Here is a 21,080-nt window from a genome sequence, read left to right as displayed (position 1 = left end):
TGGTGGACCCCTTGTTCCGGGCGGATGCTTGCGCACCTTGGGAGCGGCGCCGGATCGATCCAGGCGTCCGACTCCCCGCAGCCGGGGGCCGACCCATGGCCGGCCCCCGGCTCGGGTGTGGGGTGGTCAGCCGGTGATGAGGATGGCCGGCTCGGTGAAGCCCGCGAACGTGAGCGTGTACTCGTAGCTCAGCACGTTGCTGGTCACCTCAGGCGTCCAGTTCGCGCTCGGGCAGGTGAAGGTGGACAGGAAGTCCTCGGTGCTGGTCCCGGTCGTCGTCTGGGCGGGGACGACGAGCCTGCCGTTCCTCGTCGAGGTCAGCTCACTGGAGGTCGAGGTGGTGACCGACTCCGAGAAGGGCTCGACGACCTTGCTGTTCACGCCCGGGTTGTGGCACACGCCGCTGATCGTGGACGTGACGGCCAGCTCGACCGTCGCGTTCGTGTTGCCGACACCCTCGATGGCGGTGCCGGTGCAGGTGACCGTCGTTCCGGTCACGGTGCAGATCGGCGCGGCGGCGCCCTTGGCGAAGTGCGCCCCCTGGGGAGCGTTGTCGAGGTTGACGGTTGTGACTGCCTGTGCTGCGGACGCGAAGCCCAGCATCGCGACACTGAGCACGGCGATTAAAAAGATGCGCCTCATGATGCAAATCCTCCGTTTGGATGAGGGAGGGAGGCGAGGCGCGCGGCTAGGCTGCGCACGCCTCCCGGTTTTGGTCAATGGGGTCCTTCTTCGCAGGGGTGCTTTGTGCGATCCGGGCCGGGGGGCCCTCGCTTGGGCGGATCCCTGGAGACCCCGACGCGACCGTCGAGCGCCGGTCGTCGCGTCGCGTGCGCGCGACATTCCATGGCCCCACCCCGCTTTCTTGCGTCCCGGGAGCCCCCACGCCGGTCGCCACCTCGAAAGATGAGCGCGTCACACCGGACGCGCAAGGGGACGAATCGGACGACTCGCGTGCGTCGTCAACGTGTCACCCAGGGTCGTCGGACTTGCACGGCAAGTCGGATATGTCATGGCAGCCGCACAGTCGGCGGGACGGCCGACGATCGGGCCGTGCCTCGGGGAGAACCCCGGATCAGACGGGGTGGAGCTGAGGGGACTCGAACCCCTGACCCCCACACTGCCAGTGTGGTGCGCTACCAGCTGCGCCACAGCCCCTTGCGGTCGTGAAGTCTAACGGCTCCGGTCACCGCGGACGAATCCGGCTACTCCTCGTCGCTCATGACCGGCTCGGGCAGGCTGCCGGCGTTGTGCTCGACCAGGCGCCATGCGCCGGTTGGCCCCGAACCGGCGCTCTCAGACCCGGCGGCGGCGACCTCCTCGAGCACCGACCACGAGCAGTTGGCCAGCCCCCCGATCACCGCCCAGCGGTCCATCGGCAGGTCGAGCATGGTGCCGATCGCCGCGCGCGCCGAGCCGCCGTGCGTCACGACCACCACGCACTCCCCCGCCGGAACGGTCGAGACGGCGTCGAGCACGGCCGGGCCGACCCGTGCTGCGACGTCGGTGCGCGACTCCGCACCACCGGCGGGGACGTCCTCGCCGGCCCGCCAGCGGGTGTAGGCGTCGGCGTCCAGCGCCCGGATCTCGTCGACCGTGAGGCCCTGCCAGGTCCCGCCGAAGGTCTCCCGCAGGCGAGGGTCCTCCCGCACCGGCAGGTCGGCCAGCCGGGCCAGCGCCTCGGCGGTGGCCCGGGCCCGGAGGAGGTCGGAGGACACGATGGCGTGCGGCTTGAGCGCCGCGAGCAGCCGGGCGGCGCGGGCCGCCTGGTCGAGGCCGACCGGGTCCAGCTCGACGTCGGTGTGGCCCTGGAAGCGGTCCTGGAGGTTCCAGGCCGTCTGGCCGTGCCGCCACAGCACGACCCGGCGGGCAGGCGGGCGCTCGTGGCCGGGTGCCACCGTCAGGACGCCGCGCCGGTCGTACGTCCGTCGGCTTCTGACGGCACCCGGGACCGCGGCGCGCGCACGTGCTCGGGCAGCTCGACGGTCGGGCAGTCCTTCCAGATCCGCTCGAGCGAGTAGTAGACCCGCTCCTCGGCATGCTGGACGTGGACGATCACGTCGATGTAGTCGAGGAGCACCCAGCGGCCCTCGCGCTCGCCCTCGCGGCGCACCGGCTTGGCGCCGAGGGTGCGCAGCCGCTCCTCGACCGCGTCGACGATCGCCTTGACCTGCCGGTCGTTGGGCGCGGAGCACAGGACGAAGCAGTCAGTGATCACCAGCTGGTCGCCCACGTCGAAGGCGAGGATGTCGTCGGCGAGCTTCTCGGACGCCGCCTCGGCTGCGGCGACGGCCAGCTCCTGGGCGCGGTCTGAGATCGTCATCGGGACAATTCTCCCACGCGGATCAGGGTGCGAAGTCCTTGCCGAGGATGACGATCACGTCGGCGACCGTCTGGCCCCGGTCCGATGTGGTCACCGAGCTGTCCGGCAGGCCGAGGGAGCGGGCCACCCGCCGTCCCCGCGCGACGCTCTTCTCGGTGCCGTCCGGGATGATCACGGCACTCTCCTCGAAGTCGAAGGACGCGGCGTTGCCCCCGTTGACGAAGCGGAACCCGTCGTCGACCAGCTTGGCCCGCGCCTTCTCGACCAGCCCGGGCGTTCCGACGCCGTTCTCGACCAGGACCCGCAGCACCTCGCCGCCGGCGTCCTGCTGCAGGGCCGCCGGGAAGCGGGTGCGCATCATCGCCGCGACCTGACCCGAGTCGATGCCGTACGACGGGGTGTCCGACCCGGTGTCGATCTCGGTCACGGGGAGCACGTCCGAGACCAGCTCGTCCGCCTCGGCCGCTGCCCGCAGGTGCAGCAGCCGGTCGGCGAGCGCGGCGGCGTCCAGGGTGCTCTCCGAGCCGTCGCCGGCCCTGCCCAGGGCGGCCACGACGTCCACCCGGTCCTCCGGCATCGCCTGCAGGACGCCGGTGAGCACGTCGTCGAAGCGCGCGAGCCGGGCCTGCTCGGGCTCGTCCTCGGCGAGGTACGTCGCGTAGGCCGCTGCGGCCGCACCCTTGAGCTCCTGGTTGCCGGCCTCGACGACGACCGTCTCGTTGCCGTCCTTGTCGGTCTCGACGACGTCGACGTCCACCGCCGCGTCGACGCCTCCGACGGCGTCGACCAGCGCGGCGAGCGCGGTGCGGTCGAGCACCCAGCTGTCGTCCACCCGCACGCCGACCAGGTCGGTGAGCGCCTGGGCCGGGGCGGACCGCTCGGGCAGGGTGGCGGTCTCCCCGAACGGGATGTCGCCGGTGCCCGCGACGTCGACGAGCAGGCGCGACGGGACCAGGACGACGGCTCCGGTGCCGGTCGAGGGCGTCACCCCGGTCAGCGCGCTGGCCGCGGCCGTGCCGTCCTCGTCGGTCACCTGCACCAGCAGGGTCTCCTGGGACGGCGGGCCGCCACCGGTCGTGCCGACGTCGTCGCCCCCACCGCCACGCAGCACCAGCCAGCCGCCCACGAGCAGGACCAGGACGGCGGCCAGCACGCCGCCGACGAGCAGGTTGCGGCGCCGGGCGGCAGCCCGCCGGGCGGCGCGGGCGGAGGCCCGGTCGCGACGGGCGACGACGGTCCGGCCGGGGGCGGCCGGGGCGCTCCCCGGAGTCACTGGCGGCGCAGCAACGGCGGGCATCGCCGCGGCGGTGGTGCGGACCGTCGTGCCGGGCCCGGCGGGCCGCGCGGGTCCGGCGACCCCGGCGGGCCCGGCGGGTCCGGCGGGCCCGGAGTGCCGACCCTGGCCGGTGGGGACCGCACCCGGCGCCTCGACCACCGGGCCGGACTCGAGCCGGTCGGCGACGTCGACGCCGGGGAGGGAGTCCGCCTCAGGCCGGCGGTGCCGGCCGTTCACGACCTCGCTCCGGCGCCGTCGTACAGCCGGTGCTTGGAGATGTACTGCACGACCCCGTCCGGGACGAGGTACCAGACCGGGTCGCCGCGACGCGCGCGGTCGCGGCAGTCGGTCGAGCTGATGGCCAGCGCGGGGATCTCGAGCACGCTCACTCTTTCGGCAGGAAGACCCTCCGTCGAAAGGGTGTGACCCGGACGGGTGACGCCGATGAACCGGGCAAGCTCGAAGAGCTCGCTGGCGGACTTCCAGCCCAGGATCTGGGCCAGTGCGTCGGCACCGGTGATGAAGTAGTAGTCGACGTCCTCGCCGCGGGCGGCCCGCAGGTCGCGCAGCGTGTCGATCGTGAACGTGGGACCAGGGCGGTCGATGTCGACCCGGCTGACCGTGAAGTGCGGGTTGGCCGCGGTCGCGATGACGGTCATCAGGTAGCGGTGCTCGGCGGCCGTGACCCGCTCGCCGGCCTTCTGCCAAGGCTGGCCGGTGGGCGCGAACACCACCTCGTCGAGCCCGTAGCGCGCCGCGACCTCGCTGGCGGCGACCAGGTGCCCGTGGTGGACCGGGTCGAAGGTACCGCCCATGACGCCGAGCTTCGGCCGCCGGGAGTCAGCCCGGGTGTCGGGACCAGTGGTCGGCACGGGAGTGGCGGACGGCGCTCGCCCGGTCAGCGGTCCTTGCCGAAGCTGAGCGTGATGAGCAGCAGGACCACGAGGGTGGCGAACACGCCCACCCCGATGGCCCACGGCTCGGCGGGCAGCTCACGGGCCTTCTCCTCGCCGGTGGCGAGGACGGCGGCGACGGTCTGTGCTGTCACGGTCGGCAGTCTCCCACAGGACGCTCAGAACGGGCGGACGCCACCCGCCGGGACCAGTGCGGGGGCCGGGCTGTCCATCGCGCGGCGCTGGAACGTGGTGCGGTCGACCACCTCGAGACCGGCCACCCGCCAGGGCGGCAGGCCGGCGGTGCTGCGGTGCTCGCCCCAGAGCCGCAGGGCCAGCGCGGCGGCGTCCTCCAGGTCGCGGGCCTCCTCCCAGTAGCGGAGCTCGGCACGGTCCGCGGCGTAGCGGGCGGAGAGCAGGAAAGGTCGCTCGTGGGTGAGCCGCTCGAGCGCCTGGCGCACGTCGCCCACGGCCACGGACTCGCCGACGACGGTCAGCGTGACGTGCCACATGGGCTGCGTCTCCGGCCGCGCCGACCGGTGCGCCGCGAGGCTGCGCTCCCGCACCCGTGCACCGCCCTCTCCACCGGGCGCCGAGACGCCTCGCCTACAGGACCACGATGTCGTCGCGGTGGACGACCTCGCGGCTGAACGCCGGGCCGAGCTCGCGGCCCAGGTCGGGGGTCGACCGGCCCAGCAGGGCCGGCAGTTCCGCCACGTCAAAGTTCACCAGCCCGCGGGCCACCACGTGACCGTTTTCGGCAAGGAGGTCCACCGGGTCGCCGGCGACGAAGTCGCCCTCCACCGCGGTCACCCCGGCCGGCAGGAGGGACATCCGCCGGTCCACGACGGCCCGGACCGCTCCTGCGTCCAGACGCAGCGCACCCCGCGTCGTCGCCGCGTAGGCCAGCCACAGCAGCCGGGTCGGCAGCCGGCGCGCGGCGGGCGTGAACGAGGTGCCGAGCGGCTCCCCGGCCAGCACGGCGCCGACGTCACCGACGGCCGCCACCACCGCCCGGGTCCCCGCGGCGGCCGCGACCCGGGCTGCCTCGACCTTGCTGGCCATGCCACCCCGGCCGATGCCGGACCCGCCGCCGCGGCCCAGCCGGACACCTGCCAGGTCGGCCTGCTCCGACACCTCGGTGAGCATCCGGGCCTCCGCCCGGCGCGGGTCACCCTCGAACACGCCCGGCACGTCCGAGAGCAGCACGAGCAGGTCGGCGTGCACCAGGTGGGCGACCAGGGCGGCCAGCCGGTCGTTGTCGCCGAAGCGGATCTCCTCGGTGGCCACCGTGTCGTTCTCGTTGACGACCGGCACGACGCCCATGTCGAGCAGCCGGTACAGGGTGCGCCGCGCATTTCGGTAATGCCCGCGGCGCACCACGTCGTCGGCGGTGAGCAGCACCTGGCCGACCGTGAGCCCGGTGCGGGCGAACGACTCGGTGTAACGGTGGACCAGGATGCCCTGGCCGACGCTGGCCGCGGCCTGCTGGGTGGCCAGGTCCCTGGGCCGCTTGGCCAGACCCAGCGGTGAGAGCCCGGAGGCGATGGCGCCCGACGAGACGAGGACGACCTCGGACCCGCCGAGCCTGGCCGCCGCCAGGGCGTCGACCAGCGGGTCCAGCCGGGCGTCGTCCAGGCCGCCCTCGGCCGAAGTGATCGAGGAGGACCCGACCTTGACGACCACCCGGGCCCGGCCACGCATGTCGGGTCAGCGGCCTTCGAGCCGCAGGTCCGTCCCGCGCCGGCCGTGCAGCAGCTCGGCGCCGGCCTGCAAGGTCGGCTCCCAGTCGAAGACCACGGCGCTCGCACCGTCGCCGATGACCACCTCGTCACCGGCCTGGGCCCCGGCAGCGAGCAGGGCATCCTCGACACCCAGCCGGGCCAGTCGGTCGGCCAGGTAGCCGACCGCCTCGTCGTTGGCGAAGTCGGTCTGGCGCACCCAGCGGGCCGGCTTGCGGCCACGCACCAGGAAGCGGTCGCCGTCGCGCTCGACCTCGAACTCGCGGTCGTCGACCGCCCGGGGGCGAAGCACGATCCGGGTGGCCTCGGGCGCGGGCGCCTCGGCCCGGGCACGGGCCACCAGCTCGGCCATCGCGAAGGACAGCTCGCGCAGACCGGTGCGGGCCGCGGCGCTGACCGGGAAGACCCGCAGCCCGCGCGCCTGCAGGTCGGCGGTCACCAGCTCGGCCAGGTCCTGGGCGTCGGGGAGGTCGACCTTGTTGAGCGCCACCAGCCGCGGCCGGTCCTCCAACCCGCCGTACGCCGCCAGCTCGGCCTCGATGACGTCCAGGTCGGTCAGCGGGTCGCGACCGGGCTCGAGCGTCCCGGCGTCGACGACGTGCACCAGGACGCTGCAGCGCTCGACGTGGCGCAGGAACTCCAGCCCGAGCCCCTTGCCCTCGCTTGCCCCGGGAATCAGCCCGGGCACGTCGGCGACCGTGTAGCGGACCTCCCCGGCCTCGACGACGCCCAGGTTGGGCACCAGCGTGGTGAACGGGTAGTCGGCGATCTTGGGCCGGGCCGCGCTGAGCGCGGCCACCAGGGACGACTTGCCGGCGCTCGGGAAGCCCACGAGCGCGACGTCGGCGACTGTCTTGAGCTCGAGCACGACGTCGGCCGCGTCACCGGGCTCGCCGAGCAGCGCGAAGCCGGGGGCCTTGCGCCGGGCCGACGCGAGGGCGGCGTTACCGAGGCCCCCGCGGCCGCCCTGCGCGGCGACGTACGTCGTGCCGGCACCAACCAGGTCGGCGAGGACCTCGCCGTGGAAGGTCTTGACCACGGTCCCGTTCGGGACCGGCAGCAGCAGGTCGCCACCCTCGGCGCCGCTCTTGTTGCCGCCCTGCCCCGGCTTGCCGTTGCCGGCCCGGCGGTGCGGGGAGTGGTGGTAGTCCAGCAGCGTCGTGACGTCGGGGTCGACGCGGAGCAGCACGTCGCCGCCGCGCCCGCCGTTGCCGCCGTCCGGGCCGCCGAGCGGCTTGAACTTCTCCCGGTGGATCGAGCTGCAGCCGTGGCCGCCGTCACCTGCCGCGAGATGCAGGACGACGCGGTCGACGAAGGTCGTCACGTCGGCTCACCTCTTCTCGGTTCGGCGGTGGTGCGGGTACGGCGCCAGGGTGCTGGGCCGGGAAACCGCTGAGGGGACCACGGTCGGTCGACCATGGTCCCCTCGGCGTCGGCGGGTCGTCCGGTGCCTCTGCGCCCCGGACGGGCTGGTGTCAGCTGGTCTCGGCGGGCACCGCGTCGGCAGGCACGATGTTGACGACGCGGCGACCGCGGCGGCTGCCGAACTCCACCGACCCGGCGACGAGGGCGAACAGGGTGTCGTCACCACCGCGGCCCACACCGAGCCCGGGGTGGAAGTGGGTGCCGCGCTGCCGGACGATGATCTCGCCGGCGTTGACGACCTGGCCGCCGAACCGCTTGACGCCGAGGCGCTGCGCGTTGGAGTCGCGCCCGTTGCGGGTGGACGACGCGCCCTTCTTGTGAGCCATGGGATCTGCCTCTTCCTGCGACTGCTGGTTCGGGACTGCTGGTTCGGGGGCTACTTCGTGGAGCCGGTCTCGATGCCGGTGACGGTGACGATCTTGACCTTGGTGAGCCGCTGGCGGTGACCCTGGCGGCGGCGATAGCCGGTCTTGTTCTTGAACTTCATGATGTCGATCTTGGGTCCCTTGGTGGCGGCGACGACCTCGGCCGTCACGGTCGCCTTGGCCAGGGCCGAGCGGTCACTGGTGACCGTCTCGCCGTCGACGAGGAGCAGGACGGGCAGCTCGAGGGTCGAGCCGGGGTCACCCTGGACCCGGTCGATCTCGAGCACGTCGCCCACGGCGACCTTCTCCTGGCGTCCACCAGCACGGACGATCGCGTACACCATCGTGGACACCGGCTCGCTTTCTGCGACTCGCATCAGAACGTGGGCGCGGCCCGCGGTGGGCGCGCGGTGACGGACGCCCACCGGGGCGCCGTCAGGATCGGGACGGTCCAGGGTACGAACCCGGCGGGCACCCGGTCAAACCGACGGGTGCCCGCCCGGTCCTCAGACGGTGGTGGCGGGGCTGACCGCCCGGCGCCGGCGACGCGGCGCGGGCGCCGGCTCGTCGGCACCTGTGTCGGCACCTGTGTCGGCAGCTGCGTCGGCAACGAAGCCGGCACCTGTGTCGGGCATGGCGTCGGCCACGGCTGCCGCGGTGCCGGGCGGCTCGACCGGGTCCTCCACGGCCACGGGTGAGGCGTCCAGCGCCTCGACGGCGTCCGCCGGATCGACCCGGCCCTTACCGCCGCCGCGGGAGCTCTTGCGGCCCTTCGCCGGCTTGTCGGCCTTGTCTCCGGAGCCGGCCTTGTCATCCGAGCCGGTCTTGTCTCCGGAGCCGGTCTTGTCGCCGCCCTTGCGGGCGGGGCGCCGGTCGCCGGACCCGTTGCCGCCGCCCCCGCCGCGCGTCTCCACCGGGTCGGTGTGGACGTGGTAGCCGCGGCCGTTGCAGGCCTCGCAGGGGGTGGAGAACGCCTCGTGCAGCCCCTGGCCGACCCGCTTGCGGGTCATCTGGACCAGACCCAGCGACGTGACCTCGGCCACCTGGTGCTTGGTGCGGTCGCGGCCGAGGCACTCGAGCAGGCGACGGAGGACGAGGTCGCGGTTGCTCTCCAGGACCATGTCGATGAAGTCGATGACGATGATCCCACCGAGGTCGCGAAGGCGCAGCTGGCGGACGATCTCCTCGGCGGCCTCGAGGTTGTTCTTGGTGACCGTCTCCTCGAGGTTGCCGCCCTGGCCGGTGAACTTCCCGGTGTTGACGTCGACGACGATCATCGCCTCGGTCCGGTCGATGACCAGGTAGCCGCCGCTGGGGAGCCAGACCTTGCGGTCCAGCGCCTTGGCCAGCTGCTCGTTCACCCTTTGCGCCGCCAGCACGTCCTGCTCGTCGGTCCAGCGCGACATCCGCTCGCGCAGGTCCGGTGCGACGTGCGCGACGTACGGCTCGAGCATGTCCCACGCGTCGTCACCGGAGACGACCAGCGACGAGAAGTCCTCGTTGAAGATGTCCCGCACGACGCGGATCGTCATGTCCGGCTCGCCGTAGAGCAAGGTCGGCGCCGAGGACCCCTTCTGGGACTTCTTCTCGATGTCCTCCCACTGCGCGGTGAGCCGGGCCACGTCGCGGCTGAGCTCCTCCTCGCTGGCGCCCTCCGCCGCGGTACGGACGATGACGCCGGCACCCTCGGGGACGATGCGCTTGAGGATCGACTTGAGGCGGTTGCGCTCGGTGTCGGGCAGCTTGCGGCTGATGCCGGTCATCGAGCCGGACGGCACCAGGACGAGGTAGCGGCCGGCGAGGGACACCTGGCTGGTCAGCCGGGCGCCCTTGTGGCCGATCGGGTCCTTGGTCACCTGGACGAGGACCGGGTCGCCGGACTTGAGCGCGAGCTCGATGCGCCGGGGCTGGCCCTCGAGACCGGCCGCGTCCCAGTTGACCTCACCGGCGTAGAGCACGGCGTTGCGGCCCTTGCCGATGTCGACGAACGCCGCCTCCATCGAGGGCAGGACGTTCTGGACCTTGCCGAGGTAGACGTTGCCGACGACCGATGAGTTGCCGCTGCTGGACGCGGTGCTCACGTAGTGCTCGGCCAGCACGCCGTCCTCGAGCACCGCGATCTGGGTGCGCTCCCCCGACTGGCGGACGATCATCACCCGGTCGACGGCCTCGCGGCGGGCGAGGAACTCAGCCTCGGTGATGATCGGGGGGCGGCGGCGGCCCGCCTCGCGGCCCTCGCGGCGGCGCTGCTTCTTGGCCTCGAGCCGGGTGGAGCCCTTGACCGAGCGCACGCCGTCGTCGTCCTCGTCGCCACGGTCGGCACGGTCGGCACGGTCGGCACGGTCGGCACGGTCGGCACGGCCGGAGCGGCCGGCTGACGCGCTGCGCTTGCGCGGCTCCCTGATGCGCACGACGGTGTTGGGCGGGTCGTCCGTCTCGGTCTCGGCCTCTCCCTCGCCGCCCCCGCGGCGACGGCGGCGCCGCCGGCGGCGCGTGCCGGTGCCCTCTCCGTCGGTGCCCTCGTCGTCGGCGCCGTCCCCCTCGGCCTCGGCTGGGTCCGTGGCATCGGCGGCGTCAGAGGCGTCCGAAAGGTCGCTGCCGCCTTCGGACTCGTCGTCGCGGCCCCGGCCACGGCCCCGACGGCCGCGGCCGCCTCGGCGCCGCCGGCGGGGGCCGCCCTCGCCGCCGTCCTCGGCGTCGTCGGTGTCGTCGTCGTCCGGACCGGTGCCGGTGGCCTCGGCTTGGACGGCCTCGCCGGTGGCCTGGTCCTCGGGCTCTGCCGTCTCGGGTGCTGCGGCCTTGGCGGCCGCCCGGCGCCGGCGCGGCGCGGGCGTGGGCTCCGGCGGCTGGAAGAGCACGCCGGGCGCCCCGACGGGCCCGCTCGCCGGCTCGGCCGCGTCGGTCGTCCCGGTCGTCTCGGCAGCGGTCATATCGGCAGCGGTCGCCTCGGCAGCGGCCGCCTCGGCGGCAGCCGCCTTCTTGCTGGTGCGCTTGGTGGCTCGCTTGCGGGCCGGCGCGGGAGCTTCCGTCCCCTGGTCGGCCCGGGCCGCCTGCGCCCCGGGCAGGTCGGCGACCGGCGCCTCGGCGGCGCTCTCAGCCGCAGCGGCCGCCGTCGTGGCCTTGGTCGCCTTGGTGGCCCGCTTGCGGGTGCGCTTGGCAGCCGGGGCGGGCGCCTCGTCGGCGTCGGTGACCGGCTCGGACGCCGGCTCGGTGGCGGTCGCGGGGTCGGTGGCGACCGGCGGTCCGGCCGGGCGGCTGGCGGCTCGGCGGCGGCGGGCCGGTCGCGGGGCGTCGCCGGCTGTGCCGGCTGTGCCGGCTGTGCCGTCGGTGCCGTCGGTGCCGTCAATACCATCGGTGCCGCTCGTGCCTGTCGTGCCGGTCGTGGTGGTCGTGGGCTCGTCGTCGAGCATTCCGGGTGTTCTCCCGTCACGCCCCCGGGCGCCGGCTCTGGGCCGCGCCGCGCGGAGGCTGATCCGTGTGAACGCCGTCGGAGGACGGCGGTCTGGCGTGAGGTCTGGTGGGTGCGGCGTCGGCCGCGCGTCCCCAGGGCCCGCCCGTGGCAGTCCCGCGGTGCGCGGCGGCGGTCAGCCGCCGGTGAAGTCCCGGTCCGGTGCCAGTGGGTCGGACACCGTGCCGGACTCCTCGTCGAGCGGACCCTGCGCCAGCCGGACGACCGAGGGGGCCGACCGCGGCGCGAGGGCGCCGATCGCCGTGAGACCGGCGAGGACGTCATCGGGTCGAACGGCCGGTGTGACGTGCCGTACGACCAGTCGCAGTATCGCACATGCCGGCGACCCGACCGGGTGCGGCGAGTCCGCCACGCCGAGTGAGACGACCGCCGCCCGGGCGTCGAACGTGCGCACACCGTTCTTGGTCATCCGCGACACCTCGGCCCGCTCGGCGGCCAGGAAGGCCGCCACCCCGGACCCCGCCTCGCCGGGCGTGACGCCGTCCAGCCGGATCTCCCAGACCGAGGCCTGCAGCCGGTCGGCGAGCGCCGGCGCCTTGGTGTTGGGCGGCGGCGGCGGCACCTCGACGACCTCGAGGACGTCGAGGTCCGGCGGCAGCGAGGCATCCAGCGCCGCCCGCAGCCGCTGCGGGTCGCAGCGCTCGGCCAGCCCGAGCTCGAGGTACTCCGCCTCGCTGGCAACCCCGGTGGGCGCGGCGCCGGCGTAGCTCACCTTCGGGTGCGGCGAGAAGCCGGCCGAGTAGGCCATCGGCACCGCGGCCCGGCGCAGCGCACGCTCGAAGGCCCGCTGGAAGTCACGGTGGCTGGAGTAGCGCAGCCGGCCGCGCTTGGCGAAGCGCAGGCGGAGTCGCTGCACGGCGGGCGGTGGCGGTGGTCCTTCAGGAGTGCGCGGCACCGGTCGCTCCTTCGGGTACGCCCGGCAACCCGGCTGCGGCGAGCTCCAGCGGGCTGGTCCGCTGGCCGTCGAAGGCGTAGCGGACCACCGCGGCGCGGTCTCCTCGCAGCACCAGGGGCTGGGGCAGCTCCGCGCGCGCCTCCACCCAGTCGACGAGGCCGGCCCGGTCGGCGACCGGAGCGGCGAAGTGCAGCAGCGTCGACCACCAGACGGCCCGCCGGTAGCCCGCCTCCTCGGCCCCGAGACCGCCCAGGCCGGTCAGGATCGCCGAGCGGAACGCGGCCGGAGCGTCGTCGACCGGCGTGCACAGGGCGAGCACCCCGCGGTCGGCGAGGACCAGTCCGGTGACCTCCCAGCGCAGCGGCCGGCTGGCGGCGGCGGCGCGGCGCAGGTGGGCGGCGTGGCGACGTACCTCCGGGTCGTCGGCGCCGACCTCGCGCCAGATGCGCTCCAGGTAGGTGACGGTGAGGTGCGCCGACCCGGTGCCCCCGGTCAGCCACTGACCGGGCCCGGCGAGCGCCGCGGCCTGGTCGGCAAGCGCCGCCAGCCGCGCCCCGGCCTCCGGGTCGGGGAAGACGTCGAGGGACAGCCCCCACCGCTGCGAGCCGGGGCCGGGCGGGACGTCCAGCAGCTCGCTCCCGGCCAGCACGGCGTCCCGGCCGCGCTGGTGGATGGTGTCGGGCGTGCCGCTCACTCGGCCGGGCTCGAGGCGAGCACCTGGTCCCGCGCCGAGTTGAGCACGGTGAGCGGGATGAGGGTCTGCCCGGTCGGGCCCTGCTGGATCTCGGTGCCCAGCTGCGGGCAGACGCCGCAGTCGAAGCACGGGGTCCAGCGGCAGTCCTCGACCTCGGTGCCGGTGAGGGCGTCCTGCCAGTCCTCCCACAGCCAGTCGCGGTCCAGGCCCGAGTCGAGGTGATCCCACGGGAGCACCTCGGCGTAGTCGCGGTCGCGGGTCGTGTACCAGTCGACGTCGACAGGGGTGTCGGCGAGCGCGGCCTCCGCGCAGGTCATCCAGCGGTCGAAGGAGAAGTGCTCGCTCCACCCGTCGAAGCGGCCGCCGGCCTCGTAGACCGCCTCGATGACCTTGCCGACCCGCCGGTCGCCGCGGGACAGCAGCCCTTCGACGATCCCCGGCTTGCCGTCGTGGTAGCGGAAGCCGATGGCCTTGGCGAAGCGCTTGTCCGAGCGGACCGCTTCCCGCAGCTTGGCGAGGCGGGCGTCGGTGGCGTCATGGCCGAGCTGGCCGACCCACTGGAAGGGTGTGTGCGGCTTGGGCACGAAGCCGCCGATCGACACCGTGCAGCGGATGTCGTTGCGGCCGGTGACCTCGCGGCCGGTGGCGATCACCCGCTTGGCGAGCTCAGCGATCTGCAGCACGTCGTCGTCGGTCTCGGTCGGCAGGCCGCACATGAAGTAGAGCTTCACCTGGCGCCAGCCGGCGGAGTAGGCGGCGGTGACGGTGCGGATCAGGTCGTCCTCGGTGACCATCTTGTTGATCACCTTGCGGATGCGCTCGCTGCCGCCCTCGGGGGCGAAGGTCAGCCCGGTCCGCCGGCCGTTGCGGGTCAGCTCGTTGGCCAGGTCGATGTTGAACGCGTCGACCCGGGTCGAGGGCAGCGACAGGGAGGTCTGGGTGCCCTCGTAGCGGTCGGCCAGGCCGTGCGTCATGGCGGCGATCTCGGAGTGGTCGGCGCTGGACAGCGAGAGCAGGCCGACCTCCTCGAAACCGGTGGCGGCCAGCGACTTCTCGACCATCTCGCCGATGCCGGTGATCGACCGCTCGCGCACCGGGCGGGTGATCATGCCGGCCTGGCAGAACCGGCAGCCGCGGGTGCAGCCGCGGAAGATCTCCACCGAGGCGCGCTCGTGCACCGACTCGGCCAGCGGCACCAGCGGCTGCTTCGGGTACGGCCACTCGTCGAGGTCCATGACGGTGTGCTTGCCGACCCGCCACGGGACGCCCGGGCGGTTGGGCGCGACCCGCTTGATCCGCCCGTCCGGCAGGTAGGCGACGTCGTAGAACGACGGCACGTAGACGCCCGCGGTGCGGGCCAGCCGCATCAGCAGCTCCTCGCGCCCGCCCGGGCGGCCCTCGGCCTTCCAGTCCCGCACGACGGCGCTGATGCCGAGCACCGCTTGCTCACCGTCGCCGAGCACGGCAGCGTCGACGAAGTCGGCCACCGGCTCCGGGTTGAAGGCCGCGTGCCCGCCGGCGACGACGACCGGGTCGTCGACCGTGCGGTCCGCGGCCCGGCGGGGCACGCCGGCCAGGTCGAGCGTCTGCAGAAGGTTGGTGTAGCCCAGCTCGGTCGCGAAGGAGACGCCGAGCAGGTCGAAGGCGCCGACCGGTCGGTGCGCGTCGACGGTGAACGCGGGCACGCCGTGCTCACGCATCAGCGCTTCCATGTCCGGCCAGACCGCGTAGGCGCGCTCGGCGAGCGTGCGCTCCTGCTCGTTGAGCACCTCGTAGAGGATCATCACGCCCTGGTTGGGCACGCCGACCTCGTAGGCGTCGGGGTACATCAGCGCCCAGCGGACGTCGCAGGAGTCCCAGTCCTTGACGGTGGAGTTGAGCTCGCCGCCGACGTACTGGATCGGCTTCTGCACCTGGGTGAGCAGCGGCTCCAGTCGCGGGAAGAGCGACTCGACGGACGTCTCGACGGGCACGGCGACGAACCTGTTTCATCGGGGTCGGGGGAAGCGTCCAGCCTAACCCCGGTCAGGCGTAGCGGCGCATGTGCACGTTCTGCAGGAGACCGACCGCGATCAGCCCGGCGAACATCGACGAGCCGCCGTACGACACGAACGGCAGCGGCACGCCGGTCACCGGCATGATCCCCAGCGTCATGCCGATGTTCTCGAACGCCTGGAAGGCGAACCAGCAGAGGACACCGGTGGCGACCAGCCGGCCGAAGAGGTCCTCGGCCTGCATCGCGATCCGGCCGGCCCGCCAGAGCACCAGACCGAGCAGGCCGATGACCAGGGCGGCGCCGACGAACCCGAGCTCCTCCCCCGCGACGGTGAAGATGAAGTCGGTCTGTTGCGCGGGGACGAAGTGGCCCTGGGTCTGCGCGCCGTGGAAGAGGCCCTGACCGTCCATGCCGCCCGACCCGACGGCGATCTGGGCCTGCCGGACGTTGAAGCCGGCCCCCTTGGGGTCGGCGGTCGGGTCGTAGAACGCGCGGAACCGGTCCAGCTGGTAGTCCTTCAGGACGCCGACCTGCACCGCGACGAACGCGGTCAGCACGGCACCGACCACCAGCCCGACGACCCAGCGGATCGGCGCGCCGGACACCGCGACCATCCCGAGCACGATCGCGCACATCACGAGGACGGTCCCGAGGTCCGGCTGCAGCAGCACGAGGACGAGCGGCGCGGCGGCGAACGCCAGCGCCAGCACGACGTCGACGTCGCGCGGCTCGTCCTCGGCGTCCCGCTTCTCCGCGAGCAGCATGGACATGCCGACGACGACCGCGACCTTGGCCAGCTCGGAGGGCTGCACCGAGAAGCCCGCGGGCAGCACGATCCACGAGTGAGATCCGTTGATCGTGGAACCCAGCGGCGACAGCACCGCGACCAGCCCGACGAGGGACAGCCCGTAGAGCACCGGCGCGTAGGCGCGCAGCATCCGGTAGTCGAACAGCGACGCGACCACTGCGAGCACCAGCCCGATGACCACGTTGAGGATGTGCTTCTTGAGGAACGCCTCCGGGTCGCCGCCGGTCTCCTCGGCGGCCCCCCTGGTCGCCGACCACACCAGCGCTGCTCCGATCGCGGCCAGCCCGATCACCGCGACGAGCAGCGTCCAGTCCATCCGGCGCAGCATCGAGTCGCGGTGCAGCAGCCGGGAGCCGCGCCGCGGAGGCGGCACCGTGTAGGGCGTGGGACGGTAGCCGGCGCTCATCCGTCCCTCTCGTCCTCGCGCCGGGCCCGCAGGTCGGGCACCAGGCCGCTACTGGTGTCGGTCCGGGTGACGGCGCCGCTGACGTTCCCGCCGCGCGGCTGTACGACGGTCCCGTCGGGACGGACGACCGGCAGCGCCCGGGTCGGGTGGCCACCGGGCGGCACTGCCGCGGCGAGGTCGACCCGGCCGCCGTCGACGCCGAAGAGGGTCTTGTAGAGCTCGGCCACCGACGGACCGGAGACGCCGGAGCCGGTGCCGCCCTGCGACACCATCATCACGACGGCGTACTGCGGCTTGGTCGCCGGCGCGAACGACGCGAACCACGACGTCGTCTGCTTGCCGTAGACCTCGCCGGTGCCGGTCTTGGTCGCGACCGGGAGCTTCCCGATCGGGAAGCCGGCCCGGGCGAACGGGCCGTAGCCGGTGCCGACCTCTGTCACCGTGCGCAGGGCGTGGCGCAGCCAGTCCAACGTCGCCTTGCTGACCGGCACCCGGCCGGCCGGCTCGGGCTCGATCCGCCGGACGAGCTCACCCTCGGGAGTCATGATCGCGCGGCCGATGTGCGGGGTGACCAGCGTGCCGTCGTTGGCCACCGCGGCGTACACCCGCGCCATCTGCAGCGGCGTGGTGGTCGTGTCGCCCTGGCCGATGGCGAAGTTGGCGGCGTCACCGCCGCGGTAGGCCCAGCCGTCGACGCAGTTCTCCTTCGACAGCTGGAGCAGGTACGCCGCGCGGGCCGGGTCCTTGCGGGCCACCTCCGGGTAGCCGGACTTGGACTTGGCGCAGTAGAAGTCCTTGGTGGCCTTCCAGTAGGCGCGCTTCCAGGCCCGGTCGGCGATCCGCCCGTCGGACTCGGCGGGCAGGTCGAGGCCGGTCGGCCGGCCGAGACCGAACGCCTTGGCCATCTGGGTGAACGGGTCCTTCGCGTTCTTCTTCGCCTTCAGGCCGCCCATCCGCAGCCAGGTCTCGTAGGCGAACTTGTAGAACACCGTGTCGCAGGACACCTGGATGGCGCGCAGCATCGAGATGACGCCGTAGCCCTGCGACTCGTAGTTGCGCTTCGGGGCGCCGCCGATCGAGTAGGCCGACGGGCAGTCGTAGGACCCGTCGACCGAGTAGCCCGCCTTGATCGCCGCCGGCAGGGTCACCGCCTTGAAGGTGGACGCCGGGGCGAACTCGCCCTGGAAGGCGCGGCTCTGGTTGGGGTAGTCGTTGCGCTTGCTGGTGATCTTCTTGTAGTCCTTGGTGCTGATGCCCCCGACCCAGATGTTCGGGTCGTACGTCGGCCAGCTCGCCATCGCCACGATCCCGCCGGTGCGCACGTCCATGACGACGACCGCGCCGGAGTCCGCCTTGAGCTTGGTCGCGTAGCCCTTGTTGATGTCACCGGTGTTGCGGGCTCGCATGATCGCGGCCTTGAGCTGCTTCTCGGCAGCTGCCTGCACCTGGGCGTCGATCGTGGTCACCAGGTAGTTGCCCGGCGTGGGCTCGGTCTCGGCGAGGGTGTCGATGACGCCGCCCTCATGGTCGACCGCCAGCGTCTTGACGCCGGGCCGCCCGCGCAGGTCGTCGTCGTACTGCCGCTCGAGACCGGCCCGGCCGATCAGGTCGGTGCGCTGGAGCACCGTCTCGTTCTTGGCGCCGCGCCGGTCGTTCGCGACCTCGCGAGCAGCCAGCTCCTCGTCGGTGACCGGCCCGAGGTAGCCCAGCTCGTGGGCGGCATTGGCGCTCAGCGGCTCGGGGTACTCACGGACCGCCGTCAGCTCGGCCGTCACGCCCGGGAAGTCCTCCCGGCGCTCCATGATCTGCAGCGCCATCTCGGTGTCGGCCTCGTCGGTGACCGGGATCGGCTGGTAGGGCGAGCCGTTGAAGCACCGGGGCGCGGGCGGCGCACCCTCGGAGCCGCAGAGCCTGGTCTTGTCCCAGACCTGCTCGAACGGCTCGCCGATGACGTCGGCGACCTTCGTCACAAGGGCCCGGCCGTCGTCGGGCTGGCGCAACATCGCGGTGCGGCTGATCGACACCACCAGCGCGGTGCGGTTGCGGGCCAGCGGCCGGCCACGGGCGTCGAGGATCATCCCCCGCGGCGCGGGGGTGATGATCTCGCGGGTGCCGTTCTCGGCCGCCGCGGTGCGGTAGTTCTCGGACGCCACCACCTGCAGGTACCAGAGCCGCCCCAGCAGGGTGACCAGCAGGGACAGCACGAGCACCTGCAGCACGACGAGCCGCAGCCGGGAACGCTCACTCATCGCAGCACCGCCTCGTGCTCCACCCGTCGGCTCAGTGCGAGCACGGCCGGCACGGCGAAGGCGCTGAGCACCACGTCGTAGACCAGCGCCGTGGGCAGCAGGTCCGTCACGGCCGACCAGGTCACGTTGGGGTCGTCGAGCAGGGCGCCGACCCCGGCGTACAGCAGGACCGACCCGACGGCGGCGGCCGCGACCACGACGAGCGGCACGAACGCCGACCGGCGGCTCTCGACCTGCGTGAGACCGGAGAGGTAGCCCACGACCGTGAGGACGAGCGCCCACCGACCCACCTCGTGGTCGGCGGGCGGCACCAGGTCGAGGGCCAGCCCGGCCGCGAAGCCGGTCAGCAGGCCGACGGTGGGTCCGCCGCTGAGGGCGGTGGCCACGACCACCAGCAGGACCAGGTCCGGCGTCGCGCCGGGCAGCGGCAGCCGGGAGAGGAAGGTGACCTGCAGCGCGAGCGCCACGACGACCAGGACGGCGGTCAGCGCGACCCGCGGCGCGCTCACCGCCGGCCCCCCGGCTGGACCGTCACGGTGACGGTGGGCCGCGGCGTCGACTCGGACGGCGTCGGGCGAGGCGGCAGGACCGCGTCGCGCGGGTCGGTGCGCGGCGGCTCGACCACCACCCCGACGAGGTCGAGGGCGGTGAAGTCGACGTAGGGCTCGACGACGGCGGTCCGGGTCTGCGACCCGGGGCTGCCCTGGACCCTGCGCGCGACGCCGACCGGCACACCCGGCACGTACGGAGTGTCACCCTGCGAGCCGAAGGTGACCAGCCGGTCGCCGGGCGCCACGGTGGACTGCCCGTCGAGCAGCCGGAGGTCCAGCGCACCGTCGTCGTCGATGCCCTGCCCCGTGGTGAACCCGACCTCCATCGAGCCCTCGAGCCGGACCCCGACCGAGGACTCGGGGTCGACGGCCAGCAGCACGGTGGCCGTCGACGGCCCGGCGGTCTTGACCCGGCCGACCAGGCCGTCACCGTCGAGCACGGTCATGTCGGCGCGCACCCCGTCGCGCGTGCCGGCGTCGATCGTCACGGTCCACGAGAAGCTCTGGGCGGCCCCGATGGCGATCACCTGTGCGGGCACGACGCGGTAGCGCCCGGTGGCGGCGACGTGCAGCAGCGCGTCAAGCTGCGCCGCCCGGTTGCGGTCCAGCTCGCCGGTCCGAAGCCGGCGGGTCAGCTCCTCGTTGCGCCGACGGAGCCGGTCGACCTCGTCGGCGTCGTCGCCGATGCTGGAGACGCCGTCGACCGCGTCGCTGACCGGGCCGGCGATCGCGGCGGCCACCTGCTCGACCGGCCCGAACACCGCGGCCGCTGCCCCTCGGACACCGTCCAGCGGGGACTCGTCGGCGGCACGGTGGTCGATGAGGACCAGGGCGACGGAGGTGACGAGGAGCAGCGCGAGGAGCACCCGGGTACGACGGGTGTCCCTGTTCATCTGTCCCTGTTCATCGGCCCTGCGACCCGCCGCCCGCTGCCCCTCAGTGTCGCGGCTCGGAGATGAGCACCTGCTGCAGCGCCTCGAACTCCTCGACACACTTCCCGGACCCCATCGCCACCGAGTCCAGCGGACGGTCGGTGAGGTGGATCGGCATCCCGGTCTCGTGGCGCAGGCGCTCGTCCAGGCCCTTGAGCAGCGCACCGCCGCCGGTGATGACTATGCCGCGGTCCATGATGTCGCCGGACAGCTCGGGCGGGCACTTGTCGAGCGTCGTCTTGACCGCGTCGATGATCGAGTTGACCGGCTCCTCGATCGCCTTGCGGATCTCCTCGGCGCTGACCACGATCGTCTTCGGCAGGCCGGAGACGAGGTCGCGGCCCCGGATCTCGGCGTGCGGCTCGTCCGGCGCCGGGAACGCCGAGCCGATCGCCATCTTGATCTCTTCCGCGGTGCGCTCGCCCAGCATGAGCGAGTACTCCTTCTTCACGTACGTGATGATCGCGGTGTCCAGCTCGTCGCCGCCGGTGCGGATCGACTGGCTGGTGACGATGCCGCCCAGCGAGATGACGGCGACCTCGGTGGTGCCGCCACCGATGTCGACCACCATGTTGCCGGTGGGCTCGTGGACCGGCAGGCCGGCGCCGATCGCGGCCGCCATCGGCTCCTCGATGATGTAGACCTTGCGGGCGCCGGCCGCGTAGCCCGCGTCCTTGACCGCCCGCTGCTCCACCCCGGTGATGCCGCTCGGTACGCACACGACGATGCGCGGCTTGGCCAGGTGACGACGGCGGTGCACCTTCTGGATGAAGTAGCGCAGCATCCGCTCGGTGGTGTCGAAGTCGGCGATGACGCCGTCCTTCAGCGGCCGGATCGCCACGATGTTGCCCGGCGTGCGGCCGATCATCTTCTTGGCCTCGGCGCCCACCGCGAGGATGCCACCGGTGTTGGTGTTGATCGCCACGACCGACGGCTCGTTGAGCACGATGCCCTTGCCGCGGACGTAGACCAGGGTGTTGGCCGTCCCGAGGTCGACGGCCATGTCCCGGCCGATGAACGACATGTTGGTGCCCATGTGCGGGAGTGGCCCTCCGG

General features: G+C 73.2%; 20 protein-coding genes and 1 tRNA gene. All 21 read right to left on the bottom strand.

Annotated elements, in window-relative coordinates; genetic code table 11:
- Positions 1–126 precede the first annotated feature (126 nt).
- The 21 genes from VK640_02320 to VK640_02220 all read right to left on the bottom strand — a co-directional run bounded on the left by VK640_02320 (position 127) and on the right by VK640_02220 (position 21,060).
- Positions 127–642 carry a hypothetical protein gene (locus VK640_02320; protein HTE72016.1) on the bottom strand — a complete coding sequence of 172 codons (516 nt, stop codon included), beginning with the start codon at positions 640–642 and terminating at the stop codon, positions 127–129.
- 443 nt (positions 643–1,085) lie between these two features.
- Positions 1,086–1,158, bottom strand: a tRNA-Ala gene (locus VK640_02315).
- A 47-nt stretch (positions 1,159–1,205) separates the two neighbouring features.
- Entirely contained in the window at positions 1,206–1,898 is a 693-nt protein-coding gene (locus VK640_02310) for a histidine phosphatase family protein (protein HTE72015.1), read from the bottom strand.
- Between the two features lie 2 nt (positions 1,899–1,900).
- Positions 1,901–2,323, bottom strand: a complete 423-nt coding sequence (rsfS, locus tag VK640_02305) for a ribosome silencing factor (GenBank protein ID HTE72014.1) — start codon at positions 2,321–2,323, stop codon at positions 1,901–1,903.
- A gap of 22 nt (positions 2,324–2,345) precedes the next feature.
- Entirely contained in the window at positions 2,346–3,836 is a 1,491-nt protein-coding gene (locus VK640_02300) for a LytR C-terminal domain-containing protein (protein ID HTE72013.1), read from the bottom strand.
- Positions 3,833–4,471: a nicotinate-nucleotide adenylyltransferase gene (gene nadD / locus VK640_02295; GenBank protein ID HTE72012.1), complete on the bottom strand. Its 639-nt coding sequence runs from the start codon at positions 4,469–4,471 to the stop codon at positions 3,833–3,835. Before nadD ends, VK640_02300 begins: the two co-directional genes overlap by 4 nt.
- Before the next feature lie 26 nt (positions 4,472–4,497).
- Entirely contained in the window at positions 4,498–4,647 is a 150-nt protein-coding gene (locus VK640_02290) for a hypothetical protein (protein HTE72011.1), read from the bottom strand.
- A 24-nt stretch (positions 4,648–4,671) separates the two neighbouring features.
- Positions 4,672–5,058 (bottom strand): hypothetical protein, encoded by a 387-nt coding sequence (locus tag VK640_02285; GenBank protein HTE72010.1) that lies wholly within the window; start codon positions 5,056–5,058, stop codon positions 4,672–4,674.
- Positions 5,059–5,098: 40 nt separating this feature from the next.
- The gene (proB, locus tag VK640_02280) at positions 5,099–6,196 is read right to left on the bottom strand and encodes a glutamate 5-kinase (protein HTE72009.1); all 1,098 of its coding nucleotides are present in this window, start codon (positions 6,194–6,196) and stop codon (positions 5,099–5,101) included.
- 6 nt (positions 6,197–6,202) lie between these two features.
- A complete protein-coding gene (gene obgE / locus VK640_02275) occupies positions 6,203–7,558 on the bottom strand; it encodes a GTPase ObgE (protein HTE72008.1) in 1,356 nt (451 codons plus the stop codon).
- Positions 7,559–7,709: 151 nt separating this feature from the next.
- The gene (rpmA, locus tag VK640_02270) at positions 7,710–7,985 is read right to left on the bottom strand and encodes a 50S ribosomal protein L27 (protein HTE72007.1); all 276 of its coding nucleotides are present in this window, start codon (positions 7,983–7,985) and stop codon (positions 7,710–7,712) included.
- Between the two features lie 50 nt (positions 7,986–8,035).
- A complete protein-coding gene (rplU, locus tag VK640_02265) occupies positions 8,036–8,368 on the bottom strand; it encodes a 50S ribosomal protein L21 (protein ID HTE72006.1) in 333 nt (110 codons plus the stop codon).
- A 162-nt stretch (positions 8,369–8,530) separates the two neighbouring features.
- On the bottom strand, positions 8,531–11,434 hold the full coding sequence (locus tag VK640_02260) for an Rne/Rng family ribonuclease (protein HTE72005.1): 2,904 nt from the start codon (positions 11,432–11,434) through the stop codon (positions 8,531–8,533).
- Between the two features lie 174 nt (positions 11,435–11,608).
- Positions 11,609–12,349, bottom strand: coding sequence for a TIGR03936 family radical SAM-associated protein (locus tag VK640_02255; protein ID HTE72004.1), 741 nt, complete (start codon positions 12,347–12,349; stop codon positions 11,609–11,611).
- Positions 12,350–12,371: 22 nt separating this feature from the next.
- Positions 12,372–13,082, bottom strand: coding sequence for a hypothetical protein (locus VK640_02250; GenBank protein ID HTE72003.1), 711 nt, complete (start codon positions 13,080–13,082; stop codon positions 12,372–12,374).
- The gene (locus VK640_02245; protein HTE72002.1) at positions 13,079–15,055 is read right to left on the bottom strand and encodes a TIGR03960 family B12-binding radical SAM protein; all 1,977 of its coding nucleotides are present in this window, start codon (positions 15,053–15,055) and stop codon (positions 13,079–13,081) included. Before VK640_02245 ends, VK640_02250 begins: the two co-directional genes overlap by 4 nt.
- 52 nt (positions 15,056–15,107) lie before the next feature.
- Positions 15,108–16,292 (bottom strand): rod shape-determining protein RodA, encoded by a 1,185-nt coding sequence (rodA, locus tag VK640_02240; GenBank protein ID HTE72001.1) that lies wholly within the window; start codon positions 16,290–16,292, stop codon positions 15,108–15,110.
- Entirely contained in the window at positions 16,289–18,541 is a 2,253-nt protein-coding gene (gene mrdA / locus VK640_02235) for a penicillin-binding protein 2 (protein HTE72000.1), read from the bottom strand. Before mrdA ends, rodA begins: the two co-directional genes overlap by 4 nt.
- On the bottom strand, positions 18,538–19,050 hold the full coding sequence (gene mreD, locus VK640_02230) for a rod shape-determining protein MreD (protein HTE71999.1): 513 nt from the start codon (positions 19,048–19,050) through the stop codon (positions 18,538–18,540). The genes mrdA and mreD overlap by 4 nt, the downstream gene beginning before the upstream one ends.
- On the bottom strand, positions 19,047–19,985 hold the full coding sequence (gene mreC / locus VK640_02225; GenBank protein HTE71998.1) for a rod shape-determining protein MreC: 939 nt from the start codon (positions 19,983–19,985) through the stop codon (positions 19,047–19,049). Before mreC ends, mreD begins: the two co-directional genes overlap by 4 nt.
- A 43-nt stretch (positions 19,986–20,028) precedes the next feature.
- Positions 20,029–21,060, bottom strand: a complete 1,032-nt coding sequence (locus VK640_02220) for a rod shape-determining protein (GenBank protein HTE71997.1) — start codon at positions 21,058–21,060, stop codon at positions 20,029–20,031.
- Positions 21,061–21,080: the final 20 nt, after the last annotated feature.

The organism is Actinomycetes bacterium, assembly GCA_035489715.1.
Classification (GTDB): domain Bacteria; phylum Actinomycetota; class Actinomycetes; order JACCUZ01; family JACCUZ01; genus DATHAP01.
Note: the sequence above shows the minus strand (reverse complement) of the source record. Positions and strands in the feature narration are given on the sequence as shown.